The following is a 22618-nucleotide window of genomic DNA, read 5'->3' on the forward strand; positions in this document are numbered from 1 at the left end:
GTCCTAGGTGACCCGGGCCCGTTCGGCCGGGTACCGCTCCTGCGCCCCCTCGTCGAGCACCTCGCGGAAGCGCTGCATCGCGTCCCAGATGTCGACGAAGCGCGTGTACAGCGGCGCGGGGCCCAGGCGCACGCGGTCGGGGGTGCGGAAGTCCGGCACGACCTGCCGGTCGATCAGCGCCTGGGTCAGCTGCCACGCCTGCTGATGGGCGAACGTGAGGTGCGAGCCGCGGCGGATCGGGTCGCGGGGCGAGGCGAGGGTGACGCCGTGCGGGGTGAGCCAGGCGTCCCCGATCGCCGCCATGAGTTCGCAGAGCGCACGGCCCTTGACGGCCAACCGGTCGATCCCCGCCTCGGCGATCAGCCGCACGCCGACGTCGACGGCGGCCATGCCGATCACCGGCGGCGTCCCCACGCCGAACCGCTCGATCCCGGCCGCGGGCTCGTACACCGGGCCCATCTCGAACTGGTCGCGCTGACCGAACCACCCCTGGATGGGCGAGCGCAGCTGCTCCTGCAGGTCGCGCCGGACGAAGAGGAAGGCGGGGGCGCCGGGACCGCCGTTCAGGTACTTGTACGTGCAGCCCACCGCCAGGTCCGCGCCGACGTCGGTCAGGCCGACCGGCACCGCGCCGGCCGCGTGCGAGAGGTCCCAGAGCACGAGGGCACCCGCGTCGTGCACGAGCCGGGTCACCGCCGCCATGTCGGCGAGCGCACCCGACCGGTAGGCGATGGCGGAGAGGACGACGACGGCGACCCGGTCGTCCAGGGCCGCGGCCAGCGTCTCCAGGTCCAGGCCCTCGTCGACGTCGGCCGGGAGCTCCCGCACGGTCATGCCCCGCGCCGCGGCCACGCCCGCCACGACGTAGCGGTCGGTCGGGAAGTCGTCGGCGGTGCACACGAGCACGTCGCGGTCGGGCCGGGCGCGCGCACCGGCCTCCACCAGCTTGTAGAGGTTGACGGTCGTCGAATCGCCGACGAGCACCTCGCCGGGCTGCGCGCCCAGGACACCCGCGGCCAGGGCGTCGCCCAGCCGAGCCGCCTCGCCGATCCAGCTCGCCCACGAGCCGACCAGCCCCTCGCCCCACTCCCGCTCCACGACGCGCGCCACCGCGGCCGGTGTCTCCCGCGGCAGCCGGCCGAGGGAGTTGCCGTCCAGGTAGAGCAGCCGGTCGGGCCCGTCGTCCTCCGTGCCGACGAACCTGCTCCGGAACCCGGCCAGCGGGTCGACGTCGTCCAGCGCTGCCGCGGCGTCGCGCGTGAGGTCCATGGCGTCCTGTCTACCGGCCGGCTGGTCTAGCGTCCCGCTCCGTGACTCAGTTGCACGACCTGACCGCCCTCGAGCAGGCCGCCGCCGTCCGATCGGGCGACGTCAGCCCGACCCAGCTCGTCGCGCACGCGCTGGCCCGCATCGAGGCGCTCGACCCCGGTCTCGGCGCCTTCCTCACGGTCACGCCGGAGCGCGCGCTCGCCGCTGCGGCCGACGCCGAGGCCCGACTGCGCGCCGGCGGCGACATCCCTCCGCTGCTCGGCGTCCCGACGGCCATCAAGGACCTGAACAACACCGCCGGCGTGCGGACGACGTTCGGCTCGGCGGTGATGGCCGACTTCGTGCCCACCCAGGACGACGCCGTCGTGACCAAGCTCGCCGCCGCCGGCACGATCAGCCTCGGCAAGACCAACACCCCGGAATTCGGCTTCCCCTGCTACACCGACAACGAGCTGGCCGGGCCCGCGCGGTGCCCCTGGGACCCGACGCGCCTGGCCGGCGGCTCCAGCGGGGGAGCGGCGGTCGCGGTGGCGGCCGGCATGGTGCCGTTCGCCCAGGGCAGCGACGGCGGCGGCTCGATCCGGATCCCGGCCGGCATCAACGGCATCGTCGGGATCAAGCCCAGCCGCGGCCGGGTCAGCAACGCCCCGTTCGGCGGAGACGTGACGGGCCTGGGCACGAACGGGCCGCTGGCCCGGACGGTGCGCGACGCGGCGGTGATGCTCGACGCGATGGCCGGCCCCGTGCTCGGCGACCCGGCCTGGGCGGCACCGCTGCCGGCCGGGGAGACCTTCCTCGGCTGGGCGGACCGGGAGCCCGGCCGGCTGCGCATCGGCCGCTACAGCGAGTCGCCGATGCCGGGCATCGAGCTCGAGCCGGACGTGCAGGCCGCCTTCGACGACGCCACCCGCCTCCTCCTCGACCTCGGTCACGAGGTCGAGGACGTGCCGACCGGTCTGCTCGGCGACGACGTCCTGCCGGCTTTCGAGCGGGTGTGGGCACTGTCGGGGACGACGTTGCCGGTGCCGCCGGAGCAGGTCGGGGCGCTGCGCCCGCTGACCCGGGAGCTGCGGGAACGGGGCCTGGCGCTGTCGGCGCAGGACGCGATGGAGGCGCTGATGGCGCTGCGGCTGTTCTCCCGGCACTTCCTGCAGGCCACCGCCCGCTTCGACGTGCTGCTCGCGCCGGTCTGCACCATGACGCCCCGACCGCTCGACTGGTTCGACACCGACGGCGCGGAGGACTTCGAGCGGCAGAAGCGCTACGCCGCGTTCACCGCGCTGTTCAACGTCACGGGGCAGCCCGCGGTGAGCGTGCCGCTGTACTGGACCGCGGCGGAACTGCCGATCGGCAGCATGCTCGTGGGCCGTCCGGAGGGCGAGCCGACGCTGGTCTCGCTCGCCGCGCAGGTCGAGGCGGCGCGGCCCTGGGCGGACCGCCACCCCGACGCGTGGGACTGGACGGGCTGATCGGAGGGCGGTGCCGGTAAGTTGTCGGCCGTGACCGTCGCCGAGACCATCCTCGTCTACGCCGCAGCTCCGCTGCTGATCATCGCCGTGATGGCGGCGTTGATCTTCCTGCCCGGAGGGCGCAAGCGTCCCCGCTACAAGTCCGGCCAGCCGTGGGACCACGCCCCGATCTGGTACGAGCCGCACCCGGGCGGCCTGGCGGGGCCCGGCTCGCACGCCGCTCTCGAGGCGGGCGCCCACACCGGCGCGGCGGGTCCGCTCGGCGGCGCCCGCGGCACCTGGTGACGGCCGTGCTGTCCACCGCCCTGCTGAGCTCCCCCGGAGAGGCCCCATGAACACGACGATCGAGCACGACGCTGCGGTCGACGGCATGCACGACCCGCGTGCCGACTCGATCGTGTCGCACCCCGCCGACCACATCTTCAGCTACCACGAGCTGGCCCGGCTGGACGAGGCGTTGACCATGTCCTCCCGGGAGACCGGCCTGCGGTTCACGCTCTACATCGGCGACCTGGGCAGGCAGACCCGCGTCACCGCCGAGGAGCTGCACGGGCGCTCGGGCCCGCACCCCGCCGACGCCGTGCTGATCGCCGTCTCCCCGGGGCAGCGCGTCGTCGAGGTCGTCACCGGTTCCGCCGCGGCCCGCCGCGTGCCCGACCGCGCCTGCGCGCTGGCGGTGCTGTCGATGACCGGGTCGTTCGCGGCCGGTGACCTGGTCGGCGGCATCGTCAACGGGCTGCGGCAGATGTCGGACCAGGCCGGCCATCCCGCGGCCCTGCGCCACCCGTACTGAGCACACTGCGGTCCTCCGGACCGCACCGCGGCCAGGAGCCGTCCCCGACCGGCGCTGAGCCGAACCCCGTGTCCCGATCGGGGAGCCTCCGGCCCCCGCGATCGGTCCACCCCCTACAGCTCGGAGTCGGCGTCGCACTCCCGCGCCCGGAGCGCCCGCGCGATCCCGTCCCGGCCCTCGAAGATCAACCGGCGCAGCGGCGGAGGCTGCTCCTGGTCGGCCAGCCAGGCGTCGGCGGCCACGATCGTGCGCGGCTCGACGACGGGCGGGAAGAGGTACTGGACGGCGTTCTTCGCGATCTCACCGGGCCGCCGGTCCCACAGCGACCGGATCTCGGCGAAGTACCGCTCCACGTACTCGGCGGTGAGCTTGCGCTGCGCGGGATGCCAGAAGCCCTGCAGCATCGCCTCGTGGACGGCGTTGGGGAGGCTGTCGTCGTGGAAGGCGCGCTCCCAGGTCTCCGCCTTCGCCTCGGCCGTCGGTCGCAGCGCCCGGGCGGTGGCGGCGCGCCGCACGCCGGTGGCGGTCGCGTCCCGCTGCGCCTCGGCGTCGATCTCCGCGTCGCCTGCGCCGCCGATGGCGACCAGCCCGGACAGGAACGCCCAGCGCGCGTCGGCGTCCACCTCCAGGCCCTCGATGACCCGTGAACCGTCGAGCAGGCCGCGCAGCACCTCGGCGTGGTCGTCGGTGCGGGCAGCGCTGGCGAAGGTGCGCGACCACTGCAGCTGCATGTCGCTGCCGGCCGGCGCCGACTCCAGGGAGGTCAGCGCGTGGTCGGCCAGGAGGGTCCAGCCGGTGGGCGCCCAGGACGGGTCGGCGTAGGACGTCAGGGCCGTCTGCACGCGCGCGAGCAGCGACTGGACGACGCTGATCTCGGTCTCGGTGTCCACGCCCGCGAGCACGAGCTGCACCCAGTCGCGGGCGGGCAGCTCCGCGTCGCGGGTCATGTCCCAGGCCGCCGACCAGCACAGCGCCCGGGCCAGCGGGTCGGGAAGGGCGCCGATCCGCTTCCGCAGCGTGGCCAGCGACCCCTCGTCGAGCCGGAGCTTGGCGTAGGTCAGGTCGTCGTCGTTGACGAGCACCAGGTCGGCCGCCGGCCGGCCGATCAGCTCGGGCACCTCCGTGCTGGCGCCGGCGACGTCCAGCTCGACCCGGAAGCTGCGGGTGAGCCCGTCCGCGGTCTCGTCGTACAGCCCGACCGCCAGCCGGTGGTTGCGCAGCACGGGATGCTCGTCGACGGCGGTCTGCTCGATCGCGAAGCTCGCGTACCGGCCGTCGTCGGTCAGCTCGAACACCGGGCGCAGGGTGTTGACCTGGCTGGTGCGCAGCCACTGCTCGACCCATTCCGTGAGGTCGCGGCCGGAGCTCTCCTCCAGCGGGCCGAGCAGGTCGGCCAGCGTCGTGTTACCGAACTCGTGCTTCTTGAAGTAGTCGCGCACCCCGGCCAGGAACTCGTCCCGGCCCACATAGGCCACCAGTTGCTTGAGCACCGAGGCGCCCTTGGCGTAGGTGATGCCGTCGAAGTTGACCTCGACCGCCGCGACGTCGGGGATGTCGGCGGCGATGGGGTGGGTCGACGGCAGCTGGTCCTGCGCGTAGGCCCAGGCCTTCTCGGTGTTCGCGAACGTCGTCCAGGCGGTCGTGTACTCCGTCGCCTCGGACTGGCAGAGCGTGCTGATGTAGGTGGCGAAGGACTCGTTGAGCCACAGGTCGTCCCACCAGCGCATGGTGACCAGATCGCCGAACCACATGTGGCCGAGCTCGTGCAGCACCGTCTCGGCCCGGCGCTCGTAGCGCGCCCGGGTGGCCTTCGACCGGAAGACGTAGTCCTCCAGGAACGTGACCGCGCCGGCGTTCTCCATGGCGCCGGCGTTGAACTCCGGCACGAAGAGCTGGTCGTACTTGTCGAACGGGTACGGGTAGTCGAAGACCCGGTGGTAGAAGTCGAAGCCCTGCTTGGTGACGCGGAACAGCTCATCCGGGTCCAGGTACTTCGCCAGCGAGGCGCGGCAGTACAGGCCCAGCGGGATGCCGTCGTGGGAGTCGGTGACCTTTGCGTACGGGCCGGCGATGAGCGCGACGAGGTAGGTGGAGATGCGCTTCGTCGGCTCGAAGTGCGCCAGTTGCGATCCGCCCGGGCCGGCCTCGATCGTGCGGCCGCCGGTGTTGGAGACGACCTGCCAGTCGAACGGCGCCACGACGTGCAGGGTGAAGGTCGCCTTCAGGTCGGGCTGGTCGAAGCAGGCGAACATCCGCTTGGCGTCGGCCGGCTCGAACTGCGTGTAGAGGTAGACCTGCCCGTCCTCGGGGTCCTCGAAGCGGTGCAGCCCCTCTCCGCTGTTGGAGTAGCGGCAGTCGGCGGTGATCACGAGCGTGTTCGTCTCGGCCAGGCCGGTCAGCGGCAGCCCGCCCGTCTCGGTATAGCCGCTGACGTCGATGTCGGTGCCGTTGAGGGTGGCCGAGTGCACTGTGTCGGCGACGAGGTCGATGAACGTGTCCGAGCCCGCTTCCCGGGCGGTGAACTCGACGGTGGTGATCGAGCGGAACGTGTGCTGGCCGGGGTGGCCGGCTCCGTCGGTGACGTCGAGCTGCAGGTCATAGCTGGAGACGGCGAGGAGTTCGGCGCGTGCGGCGGCGTCGATGCGGGTCAGATTCGGTGCGGACACACGGAACAGCTTCCCACGCGGTAGCGACACTCCCGTTGATCGCTCCCCCCGGCTCGGGAACAACCCGGAGCCGATCCGGATTGGCACGAGCAGCAGACCCGGCGCGATCGACCGGGTCGAGACCTCCGGAGGACCGAGCCTTGACCGACGCAGTGCAGAGTGCCCCCACGACCGCCCGCGTGGACTTCTGGTTCGACCCGCTGTGTCCCTGGGCCTGGCTGACCAGCCGCTGGGTGCTCGAGGCCGCCAAGGTGCGCGATCTCGACCTGCACTGGCACGTCATGTCCCTCGCCGTCCTGAACCGCGGGCGGGACCTGCCCGAGGACTACGCCGAGATGATGAAGCAGGCCATCGGCCCGGTCCGGGTGCTGATCGCCGCGGCCGAGAAGTTCGGCGACGAGGTCCTGGGCGACCTGTACACCGCGATGGGCACGCTGCGGCACCACGAGAAGCTGGAGCTCGACCAGATCGTCGTCCCGGCGCTCGAGCGCGTCGGCCTGCCGGCCGAGCTCGCCGAGGCGGCGACCTCCACCGACTACGACGAGGCCCTGGAGAAGAGCCACCACGCGGGCATGGACCCGGTCGGCGAGGACGTCGGCACCCCGGTCATGCACATCGACGGCGTCGCGTTCTTCGGCCCCGTCATCAGCAAGGTGCCGACCGGTGAGGACGCCGGCAAGGCCTTCGACGGCGCCGTCCTGCTGGCCAACCTGCCCTCCTTCTGGGAGCTCAAGCGCACCCGCACCGAGGGCCCCGACATGGAGTCGGTGCCCGCCGACGCCCTGGAGCTGATCAACCAGCGGTGAGAAAGGACCCCGCTGCCCCCCACCGCTCGCAAGCTCGCAGCGGGCCCCTGCAGCGGGGCCTGAGGGTGCGGCATGCTGTCGCGGTGTCACACCCTCGCCGCCAGCGCATCCTGATCACCGGCGCCAGCTCCGGCCTCGGCGAGGGCATGGCCCGCCGGTTCGCCGCCATGGGCCGCGACCTGGCGCTCGCCGCCCGCCGCACCGACCGCCTCGACGCGTTGAAGAAGGAACTCCTCGATGCCCATCCCGGCATCCGGGTGGAGACCGCGCCGATGGACGTCGACGACCCGGAGTCGGTCGCCACGGTCATCCCGGAGCTCGTGGCACGGCTCGGCGGGTTGGACCGGTTCATCGTCAACGCCGGCATCGGCAAGGGCGCTTCGATCGGTTCGGGCAGGGCGTGGGCCAACCGCGCCGTCCTGCTCACCAACGTCCTCGGCGCGCACGCGCAGTGCGAGGCGGCGATGGGCGTCTTCCACGCCCAGGGGTCGGGCCATCTCGTGCTGATCTCCTCCGTCGCATCGGTGCGGGGCATGCCGGGCACGCGGACGGCGTACGGCGCCAGCAAGGCCGCGGTCAACGCGCTGGCCGAGGGCATCCGGTCGGACGTCTGGGGCAGCGGCATCACCGTCACGACGATCCTGCCCGGCTACATCGCCACCGACATCAACGTCGGGCGGCGGGGCCCGATGACCGTCGACCTGGACAAGGGCGTCGACGCGCTGGTCGCCGCCGTCGAGCGGGAGCCGGTGAAGGCCTACGTGCCCGGCTGGCCGTGGACCCCGGTCGCCCGCCTCCTCCGCGTGCTCCCGCTGTCGGTCGTCCGCCGGCTCACCGGCTCGTGAGGGCACAGGCATGCTGATCTTCTCGATGAGCGTCTCGGCGGACGGGTTCATCAACGACCGCGCGCGAGGGTTCGCGTGGACGCCCCCGGACGACGAGACCTTCGGTTTCCATCTCGACCGGGTCGCCGGTCTCGGCGGCTACCTCCTGGGCCGCAGGCTCTACGAGGCGATGCTGCCGTGGGAGACCGACCCCGCCATGCGTAGCAGCGACCTGATGGTCGCGTTCGCCGACGTCTGGACCGCTCTGCCGAAGGTCGTCTTCAGCCGCACGCTCGATCGCGTCGAGGGCAACGCCCGGCTGGCTGAGGGGTCGGTGGCCGAGGAGGTCGCCGCGGTGCTCGACGGGACCGACAAGGACGTCGAGATCGGCGGCGCGGGGCTGGCCGGGCAGGCCATCATGCTCGGCCTCGTCGACGACTTCCGGATCTTCCGCCACCCGATCGTGGTCGGTGGCGGGACGCCGTACTTCCCGCCGGTTCCCGAGGCCATCCAGCTGGACCTGGTCGAGACCCGGACGTTCGGTTCGCGTGTGGTCTACGAGCGGTACGAGCGCGCCGGCTCCTAGAAGCAGATCCGCATGGGGCGCCCGCGGCGGTCGCGTGCGCCGTCCCCGAGGCACTCCGCCCTGCCCGTCGCGATGCGGTGCGCCGACCAGGCCGCTGCGCAGGCGTCCAGCGCGTCGACGGCCGGGATGATCGGTGGTGCCTCCAGCAGGTCGACCTCCATGACCGGTGCCAGCGCGGCCATCCGCTGGGCCAGCCCGCGCGCGCTGGCCTTGGGATCGCGGACCCGCGCGTCGAGCGCCCGGAATGCCAGCTCCGGGTGCACCTCCACGACGTGGTCGGCGGGTGGGTGGCCGAGGGCATCGTCGATCGATCGGATGGCCGGGACGAGGTTCCACGCCTGCTTCGACAGCGCCTTGCCCGACGCCGCCACCGAGATCCGGCACGCGTCGAGGTAGTCGGCCGCGGCGAGCACCGGGCGCAGGGGAGCGGGGAAGACAGAGCTCGCGGCGCGGCCGAGCCGGCGTCGGGCCTCGACGTCGCAGGTGCGGACGCCGTCCTCGGACAGCCCGATCGGCATGTCGACGGCGACGACGTCGGCACCGGGGACGGCGAGGACGGCGGCGACGTCCGGCAGGTCGAGCAGCGTGACCCGGCGGCCGTCGAGGAGCGCGCCGACCCAGCGCCCGCGCCAGCCGTCGACCCCGAGCACCGCCACGCGGGCAGCCTGACAGACTCGTTGTCATGCGCGTCTTCGTCGGGACCGATCACGCCGGCCTGGAGTTCAAGGACCACCTGAAGCGGGCGCTGGAGGAGGCCGGCCACGAGCCGGTCGACTGCGGCGCCTTCGAGTACGACGCGCAGGACGACTACCCGCCGTTCTGCTTCGCGGTGGGGGAGCGGACCGTGGCCGAGCCGGGCAGCCTCGGCGTCGTGATCGGCGGCTCGGGCAACGGCGAGCAGATGGCGGCCAACAAGGTGCCCGGCGTCCGCGCCGCCCTGGTGTGGAACCGGGACACCGCGGAGCTCGCCCGCCAGCACAACGACGCGAACGTGGTGTCGATCGGCGCCCGGCAGCATTCCGTCGAGGAGGCGACCGAGCTCGTGCTGCTCTTCCTGCGGACCGACTTCAGCGGCGACGAGCGGCACGTCCGCCGGATCGGTCTGATCAGGGACTACGAGCGCGACCGGCACCGCCCCGCCGGCGGGCTGCCCACCAGGAGCTAGATCCGTCTCCGCAATCCTGGGCCTGTGACCGTTCCCGTCCGAGGCCCGACCCGGGGGACGCCGTGCGATCCATCGGGTGAGCATCGGCTGACTGATCGCCAGCAGGGAACACAAGCGTCGAGCGCACGACCCACTGACCGTGAGGGCCCAGCGGACAGGTGACATGGACCTGCCGCTGTCGGCGTCGCGAGCCTTCCCTGACGCTGGGACGGGGACTACCGTCTGCCGCCTCGCCGGCTCCGAGGATTCGGAGCTCCACCTGGCAGCCTCAACTCCTTCTGGCTGCTCATCCGCAGGCCAATGACTGGTCAGGCAAGCGGGAGGTGCCCGTTGACTCATCGGTTCGGTTGCGCAGTACTGATGGCGGCCCTCCTGGTCGCCGCGCTGCCGGGTTGTCGCAGCACAGCGACTGATACTGCATCGACGTCCTCGTCAGCCGATCCCTCTCTCGGCGCGATTATGAAGTGCGGCCTCGCTCGGACGACAGATGCATTCACATCCGTCAATGCCGACGTCGCCACACGCAACGGGGCGAAGATCTACCAATTGGTCACCCATGGGCAGGACGTGAATCAAGCGATTCAAGCGGTGTACGGCGACCGCATCGAGAACCTGTCCCAGGACCAGCAGCTGGAACTCCTGGCGGCCCTTCTCGGCCTCAGTGACTGCGAGGCGGTGAGTCCCACCTTCAAGGAGGCTGTGCACGGTGCGCTCGGTCTGCTGTTGTCCAACCCGCCGTCGGGCCCGGACGCTGGAGATGTCCTGTGTCCGGGCATCGATCCCTTCGGCTCGCCGGACGATTATCGGTTCGTGCCGAATTGTCCTCCGTCAGGCAGTCCGGGTCATGAGGGCACCCCACCCTCGGCCACCCCACCCTCGGGCACCCGACCCTCGGGCACCCCGCCCTCGGGCGATCCGAGCAAGGGCGCCCCGGATCAGGACGCACCAAGCGGCCCCGGCCAGGGCGGTACAGAGGTGCCGAACCCGGGGGGCCGCTCCGACGACACTCCGCAGATCGTCAGCGTCAGGACGCACACGGAGGGTGTGATGGTCTACGCCACCGTCACGTACGCGGACGCAGATGGTGACGCCGTCGGCTTCGCGTTCGAGAGCATCAATGGGTCCGGTTGGGCCCATGAAGAGCACACTTTCTCGAGCCCGAGTTATGGCCGAGTGTCCCCTGGCAGCATCGAGTATCCGTTCAACCAGAACTGCGGAAACGCATCACAGACCCAGTCCGATGTGGAGTTCTGGATCTACGACGATCGGGGTCAGCGCAGTCAGTCTGCGTCGACCGCCCTGGTCTGCTCCTCCCCGCACGACTACTACTTGGTCGACCGAGCCACGGTGAACCCGGCTGACGGGCCACCGAATGGCGGGTTGGCCCTCGTGGGCGGCAACTCGTTCCCGCGCAGTATCTGGGCCACCAACTACGCGGAGGCCGCGGGACGGGCGGATTTCGAGTACGACTTGCAGGGCCACTGCAGCGTCCTGCAGTACACGGCCGGCTTGACCGACAGCTCCCCGTCCAATGGTCAAGAACGATTTGAGGTGTTCGGGGACGGGCAACTCCTCGCATCATCCGATATCTCATTCGGAAGTGCCGAGGCGAAGTCGGTCGACGTCAGCAGCGTTCAACGGTTGCAGTTGATCACAACGCTGACGGCACCTGTCACGTCCACTGCGGTATGGGGAGACGCTCGGGTGACGTGCAGTTCTCTCGACTGAGTGCCACGCCAATGAATCGGCGCGACCTCCGCGCGTCCGCCAGGAGATTCGCGCTCCGGTCACTCAGAACGCGCGGCCTCTCTGCGGTCATCGTCATCAGAACTCGTCCGGGCACCACGCCGTGACCGGCCAGCCGAACGCCGTGGACGCCTGGGTGACCGCACCGGGACTCACCTCCGTGACCCGGCCGGCCGCCCGGAGGCTCGCCAGGGAGACGCCGCCGAGGTAGATCGCGGACAGCTCCTCGATGCCCAGCACGATGTCGGGATCGCGGTCGGTGCGGTCGCAGAACGCACCGGCCGGGTGACCCCACAGGTGCCAGCGCCCGGTGTTCCATTCGCAGAACGGGTCGCGCACCTCGAAGACGAAGTCGATCGGGGCCGGATACCTGCGCGCCGACAGCGCCCGGCCGACGTCGACCAGGCGGACCCACAGCGAGTCGACCGGCCGGACGGCCAGCGCGCGGCCGTCGGTGACCATCTGGCGCAGCGGGTCGTCGGGCGAGGCCAGCGGCACCTTCACCGTGCGGATCAGGTCGACCGACAGCAGCACCTTCCACAGCGACGCGTACGCCGGGGTGCTGCTGGCCCGCACCTCCTCGACCTGGAGCACGCCGTCGGGCTCGCCGGTGTCGTCGTCCCAGGTGCCCTTCACCCGGAAGGCGGCGTAGCCGGTGACGGTGCCGTCGGACTCCTCGTGCAGGAGGAACCGGAGCGCGGTCGCGCCGTGGCGGTGGTCGGCAAGGTCGAGCAGCCGGCGGTCCCACCACCGCTCGTCCCGGTCCAGGTTGCCCGGGACGAACCGGCGGACGGCGTCGTGCAGGGCGGTGGCCGCCGGCTGGTAGGTCTCCCGGTCGACCGGGCGGACGGTCCCGGTGCCGAGGTCGAGGTCCGGTCGGAGCCGGAGCCGCTCCGAACGGCCGGTCAGGCCGCCGCGGACGGCGGCTGGCGCGTACCCGAAGCGCCCGTAGATCGGGAACTCCGACGCCCACAGCGCGGCGACCGGCTCGCGCTCCTCCTCGTGCAGCCCGGTGAGCTGCCGCCGCATCATCTCGGTGAGGACGCCGCGGCGGCGGACGGTGGGCGCCACCGTGACCCAGGTGACCGCCGCGCACGGCACCGCACCGCCGGGGACCGTGAGGGTGCGGCTGTAGATGCCGGAGGTGGCCAGCACCTGGCCGTCCTCGAACAACCCCAGCGAGCGGTCCAGCTCGGCGACCGGCGGCGGGGTGGTCAGGAACGGCTCTGTCGGCGTCTCGCCGAACGCCCCGGACATCGCGGCGCGGAACGGCCCCCATTCCTCGGGGGTTGCCGGGCGGAGGCGGGAGAGCAGGTCGTCGGCCACACAGGGATGTCTACCGGGCGGGTCCGACGTCCGGCCACCGAGTTCGGCTCAGCTGCGCAGGTAGGCCAGCGTCGCCATCACCCGCCGGTGCTGGTCGTCGTCCTGGGTCAGCCCGAGCTTGGCGAAGATGTGCTGGGTGTGTTTCTCGACCGCGCCCGGGGTGACCACCAGCGCGCGGGCGATCGCGGTGTTGGAGTGGCCTTCGGCGATCAGCCCGAGCACCTCCCGCTCGCGGGCAGTGAGCCGGCGCACCGGGTCGTCGGCGCGGCGACGGGCGAACAGCTGGGCAACCACCTGCGGGTCGAGCACCGTGCCGCCGGCGACGACGTCCTCCAGCGCGGCGAGGAACGAGTCGACGTCGGCCACCCGGTCCTTCAGCAAATAGCCGACGCCGCCCGCGCCGTCGGCGAGCAGCTCGTCGGCGTAGGCGACCTCCACGTACTGCGAGAGCACCAGCACGGCCGTCCCGGGCACCGACTGCCGCGCCTCGACCGCGGCGCGCAGCCCCTCGTCGGTGTGCGTCGGAGGCATGCGGACGTCGACGACGGCGACGTCCGGGCGGTGCTCGGTGACGGCCCGCACCAGGGACGGGCCGTCACCGACCGCCGCGACGACCTCGGTGCCGGCCTCCTCGAGCAGCCGGACCAGCCCCTCGCGGAGCAGCACCGAGTCGTCGGCCAGAACTACCCGCACGGGAGCTCCGCGGTGAGCCGGGTCGGTCCGCCGCGCGGGCTGTCGACGGTCAGGACGCCGTCCACCGCGGTGAGGCGGTCGGTCAGTCCTGCGAGGCCGTGTCCCGGGGCGAGCAGCGCGCCGCCCGTGCCGTCGTCCTCGACCACGACCCGCAGTCTGCCGTCCGCGCATCGCACCTCGACCCGGCTGGTCGTCGCGTCGCTGTGCTTGGCGACGTTGGCCAGCGCCTCGCTGACCACGAAGTAGGCGGTGTTCTCGGTGACCGGCGCCAGCCGTTCGGTGGGCAGGTCGACGGCCAGGTCGACCGGGACGGGGGAGCGGGCGGCAATGGCCGCGAGTGCGGCGGCCAGTCCGCGGTCGGCCAGCACCGGTGGGGCGATGCCGCGGGAGAGCGCCCGCAGGTCCTCGAGCGTCTCGCGGGCCAGCCCGGCCGCATCGCCGAGGGTCGTGCGAGCGGCCGAGGGGTCGCGCTCGAGCTGCCGCTGAGCGCGGGCGAGGTCCATGTTCAGGCGGACCAGCTGCTGCTGCGGGCCGTCGTGGATGTCGCGCTCCAGCCGGCGCAGCGCCACTGCCTCTGCGGCCACGGCGGCGTTGCGCCCTTCCGTCAGCCGGCCGAGCTCGGCCTGGGTGGCGGCTCTGGACGTCAGCAGCGCCCGGCCGAGCTGGGCCTGCAGCAGCGCGACGCCGCGGACGACGAGCGGCAGCAGGACGGCGAACACGACGCCGATGACGGTGTAGAGGAGGATCCGGCGACCCGCGGTGCTCTCCAGGCCGACGACCTCCAGCAGGTCCTCGTTGTTGGGGTTGGTGGACGGGTCGGGCAGCGTCCAGTCCCAGGCGCCGTAGGTCAGCCCGCCGAGGGCCACGGACCAGAAGGTCACCGTGACGGTGAAGGAGAAGATCGCGACGGGGAGCCGGAGGACGGCGTGCAGCGCGTCCAGCCAGGCCTGCGGGTCGCGCAGTGGCGTGGTGAGGCGCCGGACGGGGCGCCCCCCGGCCGGCAGGTACGCCGGCCGGGGGAGCGGACGGTCGAGGACGGCGGGCAGCCAGGCCCGCTCGGCCGTGGCGAACGCGCGAGCCGCGAGCAGGGTGGCCGGCAGCACGGCGACGCCCACCCAGACGATCAGCAGCCCGGCGCCCAGGCTCAGGCCGGTGACGACCACGACGAAGGCGGTCACGGCGAGCGGGAAGCCGACCAGCACGTAGCCGGTGTCGACGCCGAGCTGGCGGAACCAGCCGCGCGTGCGGCGGAGGGGGGCGGACGGCGCCGTGGTGGGGAGCACGAGGGTCTCTGCGGTCATGACGTCGAGCCTGGTCGCGCAGGGCGGGGCAGCCCATCCCGCTGGCTGGTCGATCGGGGGTCGGGCTGGCCCGACTGTCGGTGCTCGTTCATCTCGATCGCATGATCGCGCATGCCTGCGACGAATCGGGGCTGCCGAACTGTCGGCGTCCTGTGGTGTGCTGGTCCTCCCCGACGACGAGGAGTGGTCCACCGTGACCAGCGTGGCCATCGGCCCAGCGGATCAGCTCGACCCGCGACTGCTCGAACACCGCCGTGAGCTGACCGGTTACTGCTACCGGATGCTCGGGTCGTCGTTCGACGCCGACGACGCGGTGCAGGAGACGATGGTGCGCGCCTGGCGCGGGCTGTCGGACTTCGAGGGCCGCTCGGCGCTGCGCTCCTGGCTGTACCGGATCGCCACCAACGTCTGCCTCGACCAGCTGTCCGGCCGGCAGCGCCGGGCGCTGCCGATGGACCTGTCCGGATCGCCGTACCCGCCCGTCGAGCACTCGCTCGCCCAGCGGCGCCCCGGGACGGCGTGGGTGGAGCCGGTGCTCGATCGTCAGGTGATCCCGGAGGACGCCGACCCGGCGGAGCGGATCGTCGCGAAGGAGTCGATCCGGCTGGCGTTCGTCGCGGCGCTGCAGCACCTGCCGCCGCGGCAGCGCGCCGTCCTGATCCTGCGCGAGGTGCTGCGCTGGAAGGCCGACGAGGTGGCGGAGCTCCTCGACACCACGGTCGCGTCGGTGAACAGCGCGCTGCAGCGGGCCCGCGCGACGCTGGCAGCCACCGGCGGGGTGCCGGAGCCACGTGCCCTGGACGACGACGACCGGGAGCTGCTGGCCCGCTACGTCGACGCGTTCGAGCGGTACGACATCGACGCGATCGTCCGGCTCCTCCACGAGGACGCGACCCAGCACATGCCGCCCTTCGAGATGTGGCTGCGCGGATCGGGCGACATCGCCACCTGGATGCTCGGACCGGGAGCGGCCTGCCGGGGGTCGCGGGTCATGGCCACGCAGGCCAACGGCAGCCCGGCGGTGGCGCAGTGGCGGCGCAGGGACGGCGGCGGCTTCGAGCCGTGGGCGCTGCACGTCCTCGAGACGGCGGACGGACGGGTCACGCACATCTCCAGCTTTCTGAACCTGGACAACGAGCTGTTCCGCCGGCTGGGTCTGCCGGTCGACCCCGATGACTCCGGGCGCCCGTAGCGGTCCTACTCCGTAAGGAACAGACGAGAGGGGACGACGTGCTCACCGACAGCCCGGCATTCAGCGGATTCTCCGTCGACGACCTGGACAGGGCCCGGCAGTTCTACGAGGAGACGCTCGGCCTCCGCGTGGCGGAGGTGCCCGAGATGGGTGGCCTGCTGCGGCTGCACCTGGGCGGCGGCGCAGAGGTGCTCGTCTACGCGAAGCCGGATCACACCCCGGCCACGTTCACGGTGCTCAACTTCCCGGTGCCCGACGTCGAGGCGGCGGTGGACGAGCTGGCCGGTCGCGGGGTCACGTTCGAGCAGTACGAGAACCCGCCGACCGACGCCAAGGGCATCATGCGGGCCGGCGGGCCGCTGATCGCCTGGTTCACGGACCCGGCGGGCAACGTCTTCTCGGTGATCCAGCAGGACTGAGCGGGGTGGATCCACGTCGTTCCGGAAGATGTTGACGCGGCCACGTCGTGAGCCCAGCCTGGGCAGATGTCGGTGCTGCCGTTCCCGTCGCGCGCCCACTGGGCCTGGGACGCGCGCGGTCACGAGCGCGCTGTTCGGGTCTCGCCGCATCCGCGCGAGGACGTGGTGAATCTGAGCGTCTGGCGGGACGACCTCTGCGTCGGCACCGTTCGCCTGCGGCCCGCCGACGTCGCGGCCCTGGTCGCCGGGCTGAGCGAGGGTCTCGCGGAGCTGGCGCAGCGTCCGGTGGAACCGACCGCGACCGTGACCGAGTTGGCGGAGCGCCTGGACCGGGTGGAGTCCCGGCTGGGCCGCCCGACCTGGCGCAGCTCCCTGGCGACGGCCGCAGCACGTGTGCGGACGACCCTCGGCCGTGCGCCGGAGCGGCCGCCGAGCTGACGCACACGGCTGCTCCCAGGAAGCGGGAGCACCCTGGGGTCATGCGGCAGGGGAGAGCGCTCGATCGGGGCGCGACGGGTTTCGGTGCGCCTCGGGAGTGGGAAATCCGGAGCGCATGACCACGGAGGCCCGCGCGCAAGCGCCGACGTCCGTGAGCCCGGTTCCGTCGACCCGCGCCCCGTCCCCGATTCCCGGCGCCGTCGTCCTGGTGACCGGACTGGTCGCCGCCGTCACGAACTGCGCGTTCCTCTTCCGCGCCCTGAGTCCCAGCCGGCTCGACCCGTTCAACAGCATGATCAGCGAGCTCGAGGTGCCCGGGCAGCCGTTCAGCGAGTTCTTCCGCTCGTCATCCCTGCTCTCCGGGGTGGCCGCCGCACTGTTTGCCGTCGGCCTCTACCTGCGCATCCCGCGCGGCCGGCTCGGTCTTGCGGGCTGCGGAGCGCTGGCCGTCTTCGGGGTCGCCGGTGCCGTCGACGCGCTGATCCCGATGGACTGCGCCCCGTCGGCCAGCGCCGTCTGCTTCCGTGCCGCGCTCGACGGCCCGGACAGCTGGCCCTACCAGGCGCACACCTGGTTCGACGTCGCCGGCACGATCGCGCTGCTTGCCGGCCTGTGGCTGCTGGGCCGGCACCTGCGCCACCGGCCCGGCTGGCGGACTGCCGCTCGCGCGAGCAGCGCAGCCTTCGCCGTGCTCCTTCTCGGCAGCGGCGTCCTGACCGTGATGTCGATCTGGTACCTGCCCGGGGTCGGGCTGGTCCAGCGGCTCGTCGTGCTCGCGACGTCTGCCTGGCTGACCGTGCTCGCCTTCGCGCAGCGGCGCGTGCCGGGAGACTGACCGCGCCCCGGTTCGTGCCGGAGTGGGCCGCCGCCGATGACAATGGCAGGCCGGCCGACCAGCGACGCCGGGAAGTCAGGGGAACACATGGCGACACGGCCGGGCACCGACATGCGCGAGCCGGCACGGTCCGGGGACGACGGACGGCGTTCCCGCGTCGCAGGGAGCTGGCGGGAGCCGGCTGCCCGCGTCATCGGCACCGTCGTCTCCCTCGGTGCTTTCTGGTCGGTGCTCTCCGTGGTCTTCCGGGGCGAGTGGCGGCAGTTCGGCGAGGACCTGTTCGGGCTGATGAACCTGCCCGTCGGCCCCAGCCTGTTCAGCGTCGCGCTGCTCGTGCTCCTGGCGAACGCGATCCGGCGCCGGCTGCGTTTCGCGCTGTGGCTCCTGGTCGTCTTCCAGGTGCTGTCCATCCTCGACGGGGCAGCACTGATCGGGGTGACGGTCACGACCGGCGCCGGCTCGCTGCTCGGCCACTTCTCCGTCGGTGAACGCTCCGACCTGATCATCAGCGTCGCCGCCGCCGTCGTCCTCATCCCGCTGCTCATCGCGCTGCGCCCTGCCTTCCCCGCCCGCCTGTACCCCGCCTCGGGCCGCGCTGCCGGGCTGATCCTGATCGGCGGTGCCACGGTCTCGGCGGTGGTGGCCACGGTCCTCACGTGGTTCTTCCACGACACGTTGGAGACGCCGGCGGAGCGCGTGCTGTGGAGCCTGCGCACGGTCGTCGGTGTCGACCGGGGCCGGACCGACGCGGTGGGCGTGGTCCACCGCGGGCCGCACTGGATCGCCGCCGTCGCCGGGCTGCTGTCGGCGATCGCGCTCGTGGCCGCGACGATGGTGTTCCTGCGCGCGGCCCGCAACAAGCTGTTCATCAGCGCCCAGGACGAGCTCGACGTCCGCAGGCTCCTGCGCGAGTCCGGCGCGCGCGACTCGCTCGGCTACTTCGCCACCCGGCGCGACAAGTCCGTCGTCTTCGGGCCCGACCGCACGGCCGCCGTGGCGCACCGGGTGGTCGCGTCGGTGAGCCTCGCCTCGGGGGATCCGATCGGGCCACCCGAGGCATGGGCCCCGGCGATCAGCAACTGGCTCACCGAGGCCCGCGAGTACGGCTGGTACCCCGCGGTGCTCGGCACGGGGGAGGAGGGCGCCCGCGCCTATGTCGCGGCCGGCCTGCGCGCCATACCGCTGGGCGACGAGGCGGTCGTCGACGTCCGCACGTTCAGCCTGAGCTCGACGCAGCTGCGGCCGATCCGCCGGGCTGCCGAGCGGATCCACCGGGCGGGCTACACGATCCGGATCGGCCGCCATGGCGATCTCACCGCGGATGAGCTGGCCGAGATCGCGCGCCGGGCCGAGGAGTGGCGCGGCAACGAGCCCGACCGCGGCTTCTCCATGGCGCTCAACCGGCTCGGTGACCCGACCGACGAGCAGTGCATCGCAGTCCTCGCCTCCGACCCGGACGGCCGGCTGCGCGGCGCCCAGTCCTACGTGCCGTGGGGCCCCAACGGCCTGTCCCTCGACCTCATGCGCCGCGACGACGACGCCGAGAACGGCGTCACCGAGGCGATGATCGCTGCCCTCGTCCAGGCGTGCCCCGACCTCGGCGTCGCGCGGGTCTCGCTGAACTTCGCCGTGCTGCGCGGGATCTTCGAGTCCGCCGAGCGCGTGGCGCCCGGGCCGCTCGTACGCACCGGCAACGCGGCCCTCACCTTCGCCTCCCGGCTCTGGCAGCTGCAGACCCTCTACACCGCGACGGCCCGCTACCAGCCGCGCTGGGAACCACGGTTCGTCTGCTACGACTCGGCGTTCGCCCTTCCGCGGGTCGCGGTCGCCTCGATGATGGCCGAGGGTTTCCTGCCCGCACCCAGGACGGCGCCCCCGCCACACGGTGCGGACACCGTGGTCTGGCGCGGCCGCAGCGACGTGCCGCTGGTCGAGGCGGTCGCCGAGCTCAACCGGATGCCCCCGCTGCTGCTGGTGCCGCCGCGACGGCTCACCCCGCAGCAGGAGGTCCGCATCGGCAAGCTGGCCGTCCTGCGCGCGGCGGGCATGGATCCGTATCCGGTCACCGTTCCCCGCACCTGCGACGTCGCGGTCCTGGTCCAGCAGCACGCCGGCCTGCCTGCCGGTGCCCACACCGGCGACCGGCAGTCGGTCAGCGGCCGGATTCGCGCGCTGCGCGACTTCGGCGGGCTGGTGTTCGCCGACCTGCAGGACGCCGGCGCCCACATCCAGGTGCTGATGACCCGGCAGTCGCTGGGCCGCGACCCGCTGCGGTTGTGGCAGCAGACCGTCGAACTCGGTGACCAGGTGAGCGTCACGGGTGAGCTGATCACCTCGGACACCGGCGAACTGACGGTCCTCGCGGACTCGTGGGTGATGGCGGCCAAGTGCATCGAGCCGCTGCCCGGACGACGGGCGCGGTTCACCGACCCCGAGGCGCGGATGCGCAAGCGGCACCTGGACCTCCTGATGAACCCGTCGGCGATGGACGTCGTCCGGGCGCGCAGCCGGGCTGTCCGCGCACTGCGGGAGGTGCTCGCGAGCCGCGGCTTCGACGAGGTCGAGACCCCGGTGCTGCAGGCGGTGCACGGTGGCGCGCAGGCGCGGCCGTTCGTCACCACGATCAACGCGTACGGCCTGCCGCTGTACCTCCGGATCGCACCCGAGCTCTACCTGAAGCGCCTCGCCGTCGGCGGCATGCAGCGGGTGTTCGAGCTGGGCCGGAACTTCCGCAACGAGGGCGCCGACGCCACGCACAATCCCGAGTTCACCGCGCTCGAGGTCTACCAGGCGTTCGCCGACTACGGGGTCATGCGGGAGCTCACCCGGGATCTGGTGCTGGCCGCCGCGGTCGCCGTGCACGGCGCCCCGGTCGCGCACCGGCTGCAGCCCGACGGGTCGACCGCCGTCGTCGACCTCCGTGGTCCGTGGCCCGTGGTGACCGTGCACGAGGCGGTCAGCCGCGCGACCGGCGCCTCGCTCACCCCGGACACGTCACGGGACGACGTCCTGGCGGTGTGCCGTACCCATGGTGTGCACGTGCCGCTCCGGGCTACCGCCGGGGAGGCCGTCGTCGCGCTGTACGAGGATCTGGTCGAGCCGGCGACCTCGACACCGGCCTTCTACACCGACTTCCCGGTGGAGACCTCGCCGCTGACGCGCGCGCACCGCACCGATCCGCGGCTGGCCGAGCGGTGGGACCTCGTCGCCTTCGGCGCCGAGCTGGGCACCGCCTACTCCGAGCTCGTCGATCCGGTCGAGCAGCGCCGCCGGCTCACCGAGCAGTCGTTGCGCGCCGCGGCCGGGGACGCCGACGCCATGCAGCTGGACGAGGACTTCCTCGCGGCCCTGGGCTACGCGATGCCGCCGACCGGCGGGATGGGCATGGGGGTCGACCGGCTGGTCATGCTCCTGACCGGCGGCGGGATCCGCTCCACGCTGGCGTTCCCGTTCGTGCGGCCCGAGCGCTCGAGCTGAGCTATCCGCCGCCGCCGCCGCCGCCGCTCGAGCTGGCCAGCCCGGCGATGAGGTTGATCGTCGCGGCCAGGATGACCGCGCCGAACAGGTAGCCCAGGAGCGCGTGGCGCAGCGCCGTGGTGCGGATGGCCGGCGTCTGCAGGTCGGTGTCGGAGACCTGGAAGGTCATGCCGATGGTGAACGCCACGTAGGCGAAGTCCAGGTAGCGCGGCGGTGCGGTCTGGTTGAAGTCGATGCCGCCCGGCGCGCCGCCGTAGTACAGCCGCGCGTACCGCAGCGCGAACAGCGTGTGGACGGCGAACCAGGACAGCGCGACGCTGAGCACCCCGAGGCCGGCCAGCAGATCCTGCGCCGGCCCCTTCGCGGAACTCGCCTGGACGAGCACGTAGCCGACGGCGGCCAGGCTGGCCACGGCCGCCATCAGGACCAGGACGTCGGTCTGGGCCCGGCCCGGTTCCTGCTGCGTGGCGTGGTCCGCGGTGTCGGCCGAGTTCATCGACGCCATCATCAGCCAGACCCAGGCGGTGAAGACCAGCGCCGCGGTGTCCCAGCCGGCGAGTGCTGCGTACGGCCACGAGGCCTGCAGGCCGACGACGACGGCGACCACCGCGCCCAGGATGATCATGACGACCAGGCGGTTGCGCGCGGTGACCGCGCGCCAGCCGGAGGGGTTCACGGTCGACCGCCGGGCGCCGACTTCTCCCGTTGACATGCGGGGCAGTGAATCAGCGCGTCCTGTGAGTTCGCTGGTTGCTCACGCTCCCGCGGACGCCACCCGTCGCTGCGCCGGCGACCTGGCCAGCAGCACGACCCCGGCCGCCGCGGCGATCGCCGCCGGCACCCACACGGTGGCGTGCCCCGATTCGAGGCGTTCCCCGAGCAGGATCAGCGCCACGGGGACGGCAGCCAGCGGGTCGGCCACCGTCAGCGCGGGCAGCGACCAGGCGAGTGCGCCCTTGGAGAAGGCCTGCTGGCAGGCGTACTCGGCGGCGATCCCGACCACCAGCGCGGCCCAGGGCGCCGGGCTGCGCAGGGCCGCGGCGAGGCCGTGGTGGCTGAACGTACTGAGCGCGGCGGAGATGAGGACGGCGGCGATGCCCATCGCGATGCCGGCGGCCAGTCCTGCCGCGAGCGCCCCACGTGTGCCCTGCTTCAGCCAGATGGTCCCCGCGATCAGGACGAGGGCGAGCAGTGCGGCGACGAGGACGGCGCCGCTGCCGGGGATCGTGTCCTTCGAGACGTCGGCCGGCCGCGCTGCGATGAGGAAGATCGCGAGCCCGCCCGCGGCCAGCGCGGCGCCCACCAGGTCGCCGGCCGAGGGGACGGCTCGGTCGCGCACCGTGCGGATGGCCAGTGCGACGACGAGTCCCCCGGCCAGCAGCGGCTGAACCACCGACACCGGGGCCAGCCCGAGGGCCGCGACCTGCAGGGCGACAGCGACCGCGGTGGCGACCTGACCGGCGAGCCAGGCCGGGTGCGTGAGCACCCGGCGCAATTGCAGTCTGCCGCCGGCGGTGGTGTCGGCGGCGACTTCCTGCTGCACGACGGCGCCGACGGCGAACAGCACGGCCGACGCCGCAGCGAGGGAGATGCCGAGCAGCTGCATGGCCCAT

At 72.6% G+C, this 22618-nt stretch carries 21 protein-coding genes; 13 read left to right on the forward strand and 8 right to left on the reverse strand.

Annotation, left to right across the window (positions count from 1 at the left end; translation table 11 throughout):
- Positions 1-3: 3 nt before the first annotated feature.
- A complete protein-coding gene (gene kynU / locus AC2H4J_RS08900) occupies positions 4-1269 on the reverse strand; it encodes a kynureninase (protein ID WP_487464507.1) in 1266 nt (421 codons plus the stop codon).
- Positions 1270-1310: 41 nt separating this feature from the next.
- Between kynU and AC2H4J_RS08905 the strand changes: the two genes are divergently transcribed.
- The 3 genes from AC2H4J_RS08905 to AC2H4J_RS08915 are packed head-to-tail and all read left to right on the forward strand — an operon-like array spanning position 1311 to position 3531.
- Entirely contained in the window at positions 1311-2738 is a 1428-nt protein-coding gene (locus AC2H4J_RS08905) for an amidase (protein WP_487464508.1), read from the forward strand.
- Positions 2739-2768: 30 nt separating this feature from the next.
- Positions 2769-3023, forward strand: coding sequence for an aa3-type cytochrome oxidase subunit CtaJ (gene ctaJ / locus AC2H4J_RS08910; protein ID WP_487464509.1), 255 nt, complete (start codon positions 2769-2771; stop codon positions 3021-3023).
- Positions 3024-3069: 46 nt separating this feature from the next.
- Positions 3070-3531 (forward strand): DUF5130 family protein, encoded by a 462-nt coding sequence (locus tag AC2H4J_RS08915; RefSeq protein WP_487464510.1) that lies wholly within the window; start codon positions 3070-3072, stop codon positions 3529-3531.
- A gap of 113 nt (positions 3532-3644) precedes the next feature.
- On the opposite strand, the gene pepN is transcribed toward AC2H4J_RS08915, so the two are convergent.
- Positions 3645-6197, reverse strand: coding sequence for an aminopeptidase N (gene pepN / locus AC2H4J_RS08920; RefSeq protein ID WP_487464511.1), 2553 nt, complete (start codon positions 6195-6197; stop codon positions 3645-3647).
- 140 nt (positions 6198-6337) lie between these two features.
- Between pepN and AC2H4J_RS08925 the strand changes: the two genes are divergently transcribed.
- The 3 genes from AC2H4J_RS08925 to AC2H4J_RS08935 all read left to right on the forward strand — a co-directional run bounded on the left by AC2H4J_RS08925 (position 6338) and on the right by AC2H4J_RS08935 (position 8413).
- Positions 6338-7003 carry a mycothiol-dependent nitroreductase Rv2466c family protein gene (locus AC2H4J_RS08925; protein WP_487464512.1) on the forward strand — a complete coding sequence of 222 codons (666 nt, stop codon included), beginning with the start codon at positions 6338-6340 and terminating at the stop codon, positions 7001-7003.
- Positions 7004-7086: 83 nt separating this feature from the next.
- On the forward strand, positions 7087-7848 hold the full coding sequence (locus tag AC2H4J_RS08930) for an SDR family oxidoreductase (protein WP_487464513.1): 762 nt from the start codon (positions 7087-7089) through the stop codon (positions 7846-7848).
- Between the two features lie 10 nt (positions 7849-7858).
- Complete coding sequence (locus AC2H4J_RS08935; protein ID WP_487464514.1) at positions 7859-8413, forward strand: dihydrofolate reductase family protein; 555 nt, start codon at positions 7859-7861, stop codon at positions 8411-8413.
- On the opposite strand, the gene AC2H4J_RS08940 is transcribed toward AC2H4J_RS08935, so the two are convergent.
- The gene (locus AC2H4J_RS08940; RefSeq protein ID WP_487464515.1) at positions 8410-9069 is read right to left on the reverse strand and encodes a DUF429 domain-containing protein; all 660 of its coding nucleotides are present in this window, start codon (positions 9067-9069) and stop codon (positions 8410-8412) included. The two genes, AC2H4J_RS08935 and AC2H4J_RS08940, sit on opposite strands and share 4 nt — an antisense overlap.
- A gap of 26 nt (positions 9070-9095) precedes the next feature.
- Between AC2H4J_RS08940 and AC2H4J_RS08945 the strand changes: the two genes are divergently transcribed.
- Both AC2H4J_RS08945 and AC2H4J_RS08950 read left to right on the forward strand, forming a co-directional pair.
- On the forward strand, positions 9096-9578 hold the full coding sequence (locus AC2H4J_RS08945) for a ribose-5-phosphate isomerase (protein ID WP_487464516.1): 483 nt from the start codon (positions 9096-9098) through the stop codon (positions 9576-9578).
- A gap of 360 nt (positions 9579-9938) precedes the next feature.
- Positions 9939-11306, forward strand: coding sequence for an NPCBM/NEW2 domain-containing protein (locus AC2H4J_RS08950; RefSeq protein ID WP_487464517.1), 1368 nt, complete (start codon positions 9939-9941; stop codon positions 11304-11306).
- A 96-nt stretch (positions 11307-11402) separates the two neighbouring features.
- Here the strand turns inward: AC2H4J_RS08950 and AC2H4J_RS08955 are convergent, their stop codons facing one another.
- Genes AC2H4J_RS08955 through AC2H4J_RS08965 form a run of 3 tightly spaced genes read right to left on the reverse strand, consistent with a single transcriptional unit; the run spans position 11403 to position 14644 of the window.
- Positions 11403-12650 carry a GNAT family N-acetyltransferase gene (locus AC2H4J_RS08955; protein WP_487464518.1) on the reverse strand — a complete coding sequence of 416 codons (1248 nt, stop codon included), beginning with the start codon at positions 12648-12650 and terminating at the stop codon, positions 11403-11405.
- A 48-nt stretch (positions 12651-12698) separates the two neighbouring features.
- Positions 12699-13343 carry a response regulator gene (locus AC2H4J_RS08960; protein ID WP_487464519.1) on the reverse strand — a complete coding sequence of 215 codons (645 nt, stop codon included), beginning with the start codon at positions 13341-13343 and terminating at the stop codon, positions 12699-12701.
- The gene (locus tag AC2H4J_RS08965; protein WP_487464520.1) at positions 13334-14644 is read right to left on the reverse strand and encodes a sensor histidine kinase; all 1311 of its coding nucleotides are present in this window, start codon (positions 14642-14644) and stop codon (positions 13334-13336) included. The genes AC2H4J_RS08960 and AC2H4J_RS08965 overlap by 10 nt, the downstream gene beginning before the upstream one ends.
- A 193-nt stretch (positions 14645-14837) precedes the next feature.
- Here AC2H4J_RS08965 and AC2H4J_RS08970 point away from each other — a divergent pair, with 193 nt between their 5' ends.
- From AC2H4J_RS08970 to lysX, 5 genes are all read left to right on the forward strand, one after another.
- The gene (locus AC2H4J_RS08970) at positions 14838-15836 is read left to right on the forward strand and encodes a sigma-70 family RNA polymerase sigma factor (protein WP_487464521.1); all 999 of its coding nucleotides are present in this window, start codon (positions 14838-14840) and stop codon (positions 15834-15836) included.
- A gap of 38 nt (positions 15837-15874) precedes the next feature.
- Positions 15875-16255 (forward strand): VOC family protein, encoded by a 381-nt coding sequence (locus tag AC2H4J_RS08975; RefSeq protein ID WP_487464522.1) that lies wholly within the window; start codon positions 15875-15877, stop codon positions 16253-16255.
- Positions 16256-16321: 66 nt separating this feature from the next.
- Positions 16322-16693, forward strand: coding sequence for a hypothetical protein (locus tag AC2H4J_RS08980; RefSeq protein WP_487464523.1), 372 nt, complete (start codon positions 16322-16324; stop codon positions 16691-16693).
- 115 nt (positions 16694-16808) lie between these two features.
- A complete protein-coding gene (locus tag AC2H4J_RS08985; RefSeq protein WP_487464524.1) occupies positions 16809-17528 on the forward strand; it encodes a DUF998 domain-containing protein in 720 nt (239 codons plus the stop codon).
- A gap of 87 nt (positions 17529-17615) precedes the next feature.
- Complete coding sequence (lysX, locus tag AC2H4J_RS08990; RefSeq protein WP_487464525.1) at positions 17616-21005, forward strand: bifunctional lysylphosphatidylglycerol synthetase/lysine--tRNA ligase LysX; 3390 nt, start codon at positions 17616-17618, stop codon at positions 21003-21005.
- Between the two features lies 1 nt (position 21006).
- On the opposite strand, the gene AC2H4J_RS08995 is transcribed toward lysX, so the two are convergent.
- Both AC2H4J_RS08995 and AC2H4J_RS09000 read right to left on the reverse strand, forming a co-directional pair.
- A complete protein-coding gene (locus AC2H4J_RS08995; RefSeq protein ID WP_487464526.1) occupies positions 21007-21717 on the reverse strand; it encodes a DUF1345 domain-containing protein in 711 nt (236 codons plus the stop codon).
- A 42-nt stretch (positions 21718-21759) separates the two neighbouring features.
- Entirely contained in the window at positions 21760-22611 is an 852-nt protein-coding gene (locus AC2H4J_RS09000; RefSeq protein WP_487464527.1) for a DMT family transporter, read from the reverse strand.
- Positions 22612-22618: the final 7 nt, after the last annotated feature.

This window comes from Blastococcus sp. OS1-29, assembly GCF_057628075.1.